Source organism: Streptomyces sp. NPDC051211 (assembly GCF_040689505.1).
Classification (GTDB): Bacteria; Actinomycetota; Actinomycetes; order Streptomycetales; family Streptomycetaceae; genus Streptomyces.
Genome location: NZ_JBFBAV010000024.1, coordinates 98,192 through 107,606, shown reverse-complemented (window position 1 = coordinate 107,606; position 9,415 = coordinate 98,192). Strand labels below are relative to the sequence as shown.

General features: G+C 69.8%; 4 protein-coding genes and 1 CRISPR repeat array. Of the genes, 2 read left to right on the top strand and 2 right to left on the bottom strand.

The genetic code is table 11. The features are described from left to right. Positions 1–646: 646 nt before the first annotated feature. Both mobF and AB0447_RS22940 read left to right on the top strand, forming a co-directional pair. A complete protein-coding gene (gene mobF, locus AB0447_RS22945) occupies positions 647–4,531 on the top strand; it encodes a MobF family relaxase (protein WP_366478582.1) in 3,885 nt (1,294 codons plus the stop codon). Positions 4,532–4,936: 405 nt separating this feature from the next. After that, positions 4,937–6,188: direct repeats of the CRISPR family, unit length 29 nt; unit sequence CTGCTCCCCGCGCCCGCGGGGATGAACCC. A 440-nt stretch (positions 6,189–6,628) separates the two neighbouring features. After that, complete coding sequence (locus tag AB0447_RS22940; RefSeq protein WP_366478581.1) at positions 6,629–7,624, top strand: hypothetical protein; 996 nt, start codon at positions 6,629–6,631, stop codon at positions 7,622–7,624. Positions 7,625–8,157: 533 nt separating this feature from the next. Here AB0447_RS22940 and AB0447_RS22935 read toward each other — a convergent pair. Beyond that, a complete protein-coding gene (locus AB0447_RS22935; protein WP_366478580.1) occupies positions 8,158–8,637 on the bottom strand; it encodes a hypothetical protein in 480 nt (159 codons plus the stop codon). 141 nt (positions 8,638–8,778) lie between these two features. Next, a complete protein-coding gene (locus tag AB0447_RS22930; protein WP_366478579.1) occupies positions 8,779–9,348 on the bottom strand; it encodes a hypothetical protein in 570 nt (189 codons plus the stop codon). Between the last annotated feature and the right edge of the window lie 67 nt (positions 9,349–9,415).

Below are 9,415 nucleotides of genomic sequence, written 5' to 3'. Positions count from 1 at the left end.
GAGCACCGTGTCCCCGCCGGCCGGGCCACAGGCCGGGGGAGCCACTGAACGAGGCGATAAGGGTCTCCTCGCCGGCGGCTGCCGCCTTGAGCGCGGCCACTGCTCCTATACCGTCACCCCGCGCCTCGACGTCCTCGCCCAACACCAGTTCGAGGCCCTCACCGGACGGAAGAACCCCATCCCGCCGCACGCGGCCCCATCCAGTCCGCCGAGGCTGAGGTCCTCCTCCGCGTCTGGGTCGACGGCGGAATCGACACCCACGACGCCGCTCAGCGCCAGGCCCTCGAAGACCTCGCCGCCGCCGACATGGTCACCTGCGGTGACATCGTCGGTCCGAACCGCCACCAGAAGGCACGGGACCCCCTCGCACTGCCACTGCGGTACTGACACCCCCGATGACCGCTCGGGGACATCCGGTGGCCAACCCCACTGACATCTCGATGTCCAACGGCGGATAGTCCCCGACTTTTGTCCGCGGACAAAAGTCGGGGATCGATCGGCTTCCGCTGCCGTGACCTCTAACCACACCGCCCAGCAGAGGCGTTGGCAGCGGAAGCCTTGGGCTAGGGAGCCTTAGCACTCCAGGTATCTTTGATACGCGATCATTGAGCATGATGCGGTGGGCATAGGCGGAGGGGGTGGACACGTGGGCTACGCGACGCCCATCTACGCCGCCGAGCAAGTCGCCTACCGGCTGAGTGAAGACTGCGGGTGCGATCAGGCCGAGGACGCCCAGGTCGAGTACCGGCTCGCCGGGGAGAGCACGCTCCGGTGGATCGGCGGGGGTCTGGTCGAGCTGGATCTCGTCGCCGGTGAGCGAGTTGATCCCGACGCCGCCCACGCGCTGATGGACGGCCGGGACTGGCGTACCGGCGAGCAGCTCGTCGCCCGCAAGAAGGCCCTCGATCCGCGCGGGAAGGTTGCCGCCCGGGTGCTCGTGGACGCCGTTGCCGAGGCGGCGACCGAGGTCGGGAGGACGGTCTCGGAGTACCTTGGCCGGCCCGCGCTGGCCAAGCGGTTCGCCCAGGCCGAGCGCGGCATCGTCCGTGACGGTGAGACGCACTTGCTGCCGCTGGCCGACGCCGAGCGGTTGGCCGCGGCCGCGGGCCTTCCCCTCGACGAGCTGTACGGCGTGGACACCGTGGCCGAGGCCCGGAAGTGGATGCGGCATCGCGTGGATGTCGGCCTGCGCGGCGTGGACATCACCCTCGATCTGCCGAAGAGCATCTCTGCCGCCTACGGCCTGGCCGGCGCCGAGCTTGCCGGACGGATCGAGGAGGACTGGCTGGCCTCCGTCACCGAGGCGGTCCACGCGCTGGAGGAGTGGGCGGCGTACGGGATGGCCGGCCACCACGGAGACGGCCGGCAGGCCGAGCGGGTGGAGACCTCCGGCCTGATCGGTTGGACCACCCTGCACCGTTCCGCGCGCCCGGTCGACGGCTCGCCCGGCGATCCGCACCTGCACGTCCACGTGAACATCGCGCACATGGCGAAGTGCTCGGACGGCAAGTGGCGCACGATCGCGGGCGGCGGCGAGGACCTCCACCGCTACGCGCATCTGGTGAACGAGATTGCCGAAGGACGGCTTCGGGCGCGCCTCATGGAGAAGTACGGCGCCACCTTCGCGCGTTCCGAGCGCACCGGGGCGTGGGAGCTGGCCGGAGTCGACGAAGGCCTGCGGGAAGCGTTCTCGCGGCGGCACCAGCAGGTCATCGACCTGGCGGGCGAGGGCGCCTCGCGTGAGCAACAGAAGGCGGCGGCCCGCAAGAGCGCGGAGTCCAAGGGGGAGGCCGGTCCTGACGTACCGCGGGAGGCCTGGCGTACCCGGGCGGCCTCAGTGCTCGGCGGCGAGGCGGTTGTCGATGCGATGGTGGCGGCCGCGCTGCCCGGGCGGGACGGTTCGGCACCTCTGCTGTCTGCCGGCGGTGGCCCGCGGATGCCGAGTCCGGGCGAGATCGCGGCCCAGATCTGGGATGCCGAGCACGGGCTCACCGCTTCGCGGAAGACGGTCTCCCACACGCACGTCATGGCGGCCGTCGCGAAGACCCTGCCCTACCTCCTGTCGACGGAACAACTGACGGCGCTGGCGGACGAAGTCCTGGCAGTGGGCGGCCACGCGGTTCGGCTGGCTGACTCCAACCGCGGCCATCACACCCACCGGCAGCGGTACACGCACACGACGGTCGTGGCCGCCGAGCAGGCCGTGATCGAGTGCGCCACTGCCGGCCTGGGCCGGCATCTGGCGCAGCTGACCGCCGAGGCCGCCGAGATGACCCTCGCCTCCGTCGAGGTCGCCAACTCCAGCGACGACCGCCCCTTCGCCTTCAGCGCCGAGCAGCGCGCGGTGGTGATGCGACTGCTGACCGCCGGGCACGCGGTCGACGCGGTCATCGGCGTGGCCGGCGCGGGCAAGACCACCCTCATGCAGGCCGCCCGGACCGGGTGGGAGGCCGCCGGCCTGCGGGTGGCCGGCGCCTCCACCGCGGCCGTCGCCGCCGCCAACCTGGCTGCCGAGGCGGGGATCGAGTCCCGGACCGTCGCCGCGTGGACCCGCGAGATCAGCGACGGCCGCGGCCTTCACGGGGTCGGCGTTCTGGTCATCGACGAGGCCGCCATGGTCGACGACCGGGCGCTCGCCGCGCTGCTGCAGCACGCGGCCGAAACCGGCACCAAGGTCGTCGCCGTCGGTGACCCGCTGCAGCTGCGCGCGGTCGGCATCGGAGGCGGATTCGCCCGGACCCACCGCATCGTCGGCGGGCTGGAGCTCACCGAGAACCGCCGCCAGCGCGACATCGTCGAAAGGTCCGCCCTGCAGGACTGGCGGACCGGCGGCCGCACGAGCGCGCTCGCCGCCTTCGCCGACCACGGGCGTCTGCACGCCGGGGACACTGCCGCCGATGCCCTGACCTCCATGCTCGGCCACTGGAACGAAGTCCGAGCCCGCTGGGCCGGTGACCCCCACGGACAGGTCTCCGACCTTCTGCTGCTCGCCGCCCGCCGCGGGGACGTCGCCGCCCTCAACGCCGGTGCCCGCGCCGCGCTGGTCGTGTCCGGCGAGCTGGGGGAGGGCCGTACGTACGCAGTCGCAGGCGGAGGGCGGATCCAGTTCTCTGCCGGGGACCTGGTCCACATCCGCCGCAACGATTACCGCAGCCGGCGGGACGAGACCGCAGTCGACGTCCTCAACGGCTTCCGGGGCATCGTCTTGGAGGTGAGCGCGAAGCAGGGCGTACTCGTCCAGTGGCGCCGTCGTCGACCGGCGGGCGGGTTCGCGATGCACGAGGCATGGATGTCCGCCCGCGACATTGCGGAGGGCCGCCTCACCCACGCGTACGCCATGACGATCGCCTCCGCTCAGGGCCTGACCGCCGAAGTCGCCCTCGCCTACGGACTCCACGCCGACTCCCGCACCCTGTACCCGGCCCTGTCCCGCGCCCGCCAGGAGAGCCACCTCTACCTGCCCCTGGACGAGCTCGAGGACCACCCCACCAGAGCCGCCCTCGGTCCGGTCCGGTCGGACGCCGACCGCCTGAACCGTGCTGTTGCGGCGTACGGGCGCCGGCTCGAGGCGGACGCCGAGGACTCCATGGTCACCGACGAGCTCACCCGGATCCTGGCCGCCCCGGGCATGCCCGCGGAGGAGCCGGAGTACACCTCGTGGCGGCAGCGCCCCCACGGTCACCTGCCGGCGCAGCAACTGGCGGTTCGGGAGGCCGAGGAACGTTCGGCTGCGCAGCGCGCCGAGGAGCTCGCCGCCACGTACGAGCGCCGGGCCACGGAGCAGCAGTACTGGCTGGATGCCGAGCCCACCCCGGGTGACGCCTTCGCCGCTGCCGCGTACGACGCCCTCTCCCGGGCCGGGGCGTGGGCAGAACAGGCGCGTCGGGAAGATGAGCGCCGGGCGGCGGCGGAGCGGGACGCCGAGTCGCTGGGCCGGATCCGGGACCGGATCGAGGCGTCCGGGCAGAAGGGCCGCCTCGCCCTCCTGCTGGCCGGCACCAGCAGGAAGGAGTCGCTCGCCCTCCATGCCCAGTACCAGCAGCAGTACACGGCCGCGATCGACGAGGCCGGGCGGGCCTCTCGTGCCTCGGCCGAGGCCCTGCGCGAGGCCGACCGGATCCTCACGGCCTGCCCGCAGATCTCCGTGCTCGCGCCCGGCGGGAACTGGACCCCGCCCGCGGACGCACAAGCGCTGATCGCCACCCTGGACGCCATGCGGCAGCGCGTTCCGGTACTGGCCGCCCGCCTTGACGCCCGCCTCGCCGAGGACGTCCAGCAACTGCGCACCGAGGCCACAGCGCAACGAGCCACGGCCGTACGGCACCAGGCGAACGCGGCCGCGATGCGAGGTGAGGCGACCCTGCGCGAGGAGATGCGCTCCACGGCCCCCGTCCGGCATGCCCACGAGTCCGGCGAGCGCGCGGCTGCCCTGCCCGCCCATCAGTACCGGACACCGCCCGCACCTGCTGCTCCTGCCGCCCGGCCCTGGCCTCGCATCCCGCCGGCGCCGATTCGCCCACCGAGCCTCTGATCCGTACAGAGGAGTAACAGAAAACACCTGTAGGTCGGTTGAGGTGGTTCAGGCTGCGTGAGTATCGGGTCGTTCGACGAGGTGGCCGCGTGGTGCATGAACGCTTCCCGCGCGCTGGTAGGCCGACGGGACCTGGTCCCCGCTGCTAGAGCACGCCAGGTCCGCGATGACGCTGTGCGCCGGATGGAGTGGACGGCGTCGGTCGATTCCGTCCTGCGGGACGTCTCGCCGTACTGCTGCCACGGTGCCAGCTTTGCCACCCCGTTGCTGCAGCCGAGAGCAATGCTGCGAGCTGTGCGCAGATGTTGAGGCAGGGTGAATGGTTGGGAATCTGGGGGAATGTCGGTTTCAGCGAAAGCGCTTTGGAACGGCTGCCCGTGCGCCTAAAGTGGCACGTCAGTGAGTCTGCTCCCCGCGCCCGCGGGGATGAACCCTGCCCGGCGGCACGCCAAGCGCACCGGCTCCACTGCTCCCCGCGCCCGCGGGGATGAACCCTCGACCGTGATCACCCCCGAGGAACTGACCGACTGCTCCCCGCGCCCGCGGGGATGAACCCGACGATCCCGACATGGGCCCCCTCTCCCCCAACTGCTCCCCGCGCCCGCGGGGATGAACCCTGTGCGTCGCCGAGCGCGGCGATCATCCGGGCCTGCTCCCCGCGCCCGCGGGGATGAACCCAAGCGGCCCGGCTACCGCTACCTGGAGACCACCTGCTCCCCGCGCCCGCGGGGATGAACCCGAAGAGGGCGGTACGGCAAGCGATCCGCTTCGCTGCTCCCCGCGCCCGCGGGGATGAACCCGCGCTGCCCTCGTTGACGCTCACTCGGATGGGCCTGCTCCCCGCGCCCGCGGGGATGAACCCAGCAAGTCCCCGGCGCCGACCGCGCTCCTCGGCTGCTCCCCGCGCCCGCGGGGATGAACCCGGCCGCGAAAGAGAACTCAGGCTCCCTCAAAACTGCTCCCCGCGCCCGCGGGGATGAACCCGGATTGTCGTCGAGGGTGAAGTGCCACGTGCGCTGCTCCCCGCGCCCGCGGGGATGAACCCCCCGAGCGCTACGGGCCCGAAGTCCGCCGGGGTCTGCTCCCCGCGCCCGCGGGGATGAACCCACACCTGTTCTTCTGGCGCGACAACGACGAAACTGCTCCCCGCGCCCGCGGGGATGAACCCCTGAAGCGGTCGCGGCGGGTGCAGGCGGCCGGCTGCTCCCCGCGCCCGCGGGGATGAACCCGTTCGCCGCCGCATTTCCTTGGACCTGAAGTTCTGCTCCCCGCGCCCGCGGGGATGAACCCTGACCGCTGTTCGCCCAGCGGGTGACGGTCCGACTGCTCCCCGCGCCCGCGGGGATGAACCCTTTGTCGGTCCGGGAACAGGGGATGACGGGGACTGCTCCCCGCGCCCGCGGGGATGAACCCTCGTGTGGGCCGAATGACAGGTTCCGGCCCCTCTGCTCCCCGCGCCCGCGGGGATGAACCCGTCGGTGCGGCGAAGAGAGTTCCGTCGCGCAGCTGCTCCCCGCGCCCGCGGGGATGAACCCGTCGGTGCGGCGAAGAGAGTTCCGTCGCGCAGCTGCTCCCCGCGCCCGCGGGGATGAACCCCGCGAACCGCTCGCCGAGCCCGGACGGAAGGGCTGCTCCCCGCGCCCGCGGGGATGAACCCAAGAGCCGGGACGTCATCCCACTCCGGAGAACCCGTGATGGGAGGTTCCAACGAAACAGGCTGACCATCACAGATGGCTCCGCCAGACCTCACGGCCGGCGGCCGCCTTCCTCACCCCACGAGCCGGTCCACTTCTTCGGTGATCCCACGCGAACGGATTGCCGCGAGCCAGTCTGGCGATGACGCACGGCGCCTGGTCACGTCAGGCCGGGTTCTCCTCGACGTACGTCGTGCTGAGCACAACCACGGTCCTGAAGCAAGCACTGAAGCGTTCTCGGAACTCGCCAACATCACTTTTTGAAAGAGGGGAGCCTTCCTGCCGCCGAGCAACAGACGTTCTCGAAACCCACCTACAAAGCCAGTGGAGTGACGAGCAGTACGCGCTCGGCGCACGACACAGCCCGGTTCGGGAGGCGTCCCTGGCCGCGTACGGTCCGTGCATGACGAGGACCACGCCAGCCAGACCGGTGTCCGTGGAGGCCGTGTTCCCGGAACTGGCCGCTCAGCGCGGCCGTACGACCCGGCTGCATCCCAGGCCGGGGCGGCCCGGCATGCGCGACAGCCATGTCGGCGGGCCGATGCTGTGGCCGGCCGGCGAACCATGGCCGGTCTGCCACGAGCCCCACCAGCGCGAGACCGAGGGGTACGCGCCGGACGAGATCCGCAGCGCCCGGGCCGCGGGCGCATGGCCGCCGAGCCGGCCGTGGCCCGGCGCGAAACCGCCTGGGGAGGACGGAGCAGTGCCCTTCGTGGGACTCGCCCAGTTCTTCCGCCGGGACATACCAGGCCTGGCGTCCGGGCCCGACGGCGCGGACCTGGTACAGCTCTTCCGCTGCCCGTTCACCCACGGTCCCTACCTGGAGCGCCGCTACCGCCTGCGGTGGCGGCGGGCCGAGGAGACCGAACGCGCGGAGCGTTTCCTCGCCGCTCCGCCCGAAGTGCCCATGCTTCGGGCGGAGCACGAACTCCCCGAGCCGTGTGTCCTGCACCCCGAAGAGGTGGACACCTATCCCTGGGCGGAAGACGAAACGCTGCCCGCCCCGCTGATCGCACGCATCGACGCATGGGACGACGCCCAAGCGTCGGAATACGGCCCCGATGCCCCCAACTACCAGTGCGACCTGTCGATCCCGCCCGGCTGGCGGGTCGGCGGCTTTCCCAGCTGGGCGTCGACGGGCCCGATGGCCATCGACTGCGCGTCCTGCGCGACCCCGATGCGGCTGCTGCTGACCGCCGGGGGCGACGAGATGGACGCCGCCTCGCACAGCTGGGTGCCGCTGGAAGACCGCGGCCCGTCCCGGCGGGGGAAGGCCTCGATCCGGGGCGGTCCATCCGTTGCCCAACCCACTCGACTCCGCTTCGGCCGGGACCGGGACCTGCACGTATTCACCTGCCCCGCCGACCCCGGACACCAGCCCCAATGGGTGCTTGCCTAGGACGAGGGCCCGGAACTTGACCAACGAGAGGCCGCTGCAGGCTGCCGTCGCGCGACACGCGCAGGACCCTGTTCCTGCTTCTCGCCGACATTTCCCACAGCAGCCGCCCGGGGCCGTTCCCAGAATCCGGCAACAACCGTTTCTGCGTGTGGCCTACATAGCCAGCAAGGTGCTGAGCCCTGTAGAAGAGCCCAGAAATCGGCTGGCTGTCTGGCGCCCGGTGCAGAATACGCCCTGCTGGTGATGCCGGGCTGCGAATCTGGTACCCATGCCGCTGCATGCCCTCGCCCAACCGGACGCATCGAACTGGCGTCGTCTCCTCCCCCGTCGCTGGCGGTGAGCTCGCCCCGATTGGGCCGCCGGGTGCCCCGGACACAACTGTCCCGGGGCACCATTGCCACCTCATCGCGAGTCACAGGCTGCTGAGAGGATCGTCTGTACGCCCCTGCCACAGCCCGCTGATCTGACTTCGCTGGTCCTCCGTACCGACTTCGATGACGCCGGGTCCTGGGACGACGGTAAGCACTGTCCGCTCAACCTCGGGGAAGGTGGGAGGCGATCTCCTCGCGGACCTTCGTTTCTCCAACGATAAGGACCAAGGTCAAAGGGTGGCCGGGTTTGCGCTCGATCGTGACCTGGCCACGTGCCCGCGAAACCTCCATCGGAATGCGCGGACTGTATTCGATCACCATGGCGTTTTTGCCGCACGCCATGGATGCCCAGGCCGTGGAGTCGCCGGACCCCGATGCGGTGTTGTAAGGACCGGCCGAGTAGTCGGTATGACCTTCACCCTTGCTCGGCCACGTGGAGCTCAGGTGGATCGGCGACACCTGGGACCCATCCTCGGTGATGGTGGTGAAGCCGCAGGCGTCTCCACCCGTGTACATCACGAGACGTTTCGACCCGCTATATACCTCAGCAAGAATTTTAGGCGTTTTGCCCGCAAGCGAGTCGCCCAAGTCTGCCAGGGGATCGCCGGAAATGTTGATAGTCGGCAGTGCCACGATCGACACGTACGGGTCTTCGTGAGATCCCGATGGACTGTCGACGCCGTCGCATCCTGCAAGTAAGAGGGCCAGCACGGCTCCGAGAGCCAGAGTCCTACCTTTGTTCACGGAGCCGCACCTCGTTCACATCGCCGTTTCAGCTATTGGTTACGATACCCACTGGTTGAAGCAGACGCCGACAGGCTTGTATGCGTATACCCTCTTCCCCGTGGGAAGGCTGGGCTGCAGACCTTCCCAAACATCGCCTTGGTGCATGTTGTAGAGCGGGTAGGCTTGCACGGTACCAAACTTTCCTGCGGGTACCTCAAAACGTGTCTCGTTCTTGACGGTATAGCTCTTCGTGACATCCCAGCCCATGCCAGCAGAGATATATTTTGCGTCGATGGATATTTCCTTCTTGACCGTCGTTGAAACGCCCTTTTCGACGGTAAGGACGAGCGTGGTCTTTCCGCGTCCACTCGTCTGCTGGATCACGTCAGTGCCGCACGTCTGACCCATATACTTTGCGTTCCTCAGAAAAAGGGCGGCGGTGGTCCCGGAAGGCGAGGGCGTCGAGGGGAGAGCTAACCCGCCGGAGCCTGCCTGATCGTCGTTCAGCTTGATGATGGTGTTCGGGCCCGGCTTGAAAAATTTCCCATCGGCGGAAACCGAGGCCGCAGGAATTCCGCTGACAGGAAGCTCTGTGGCATGGGAAACTCCCACTCCAGTGGTCGTCATGGCACCCACTGCAGCCGACAGAGCGAGAATGAAACCGACCGAACGCCGCCTGGACGAAACCATGGAA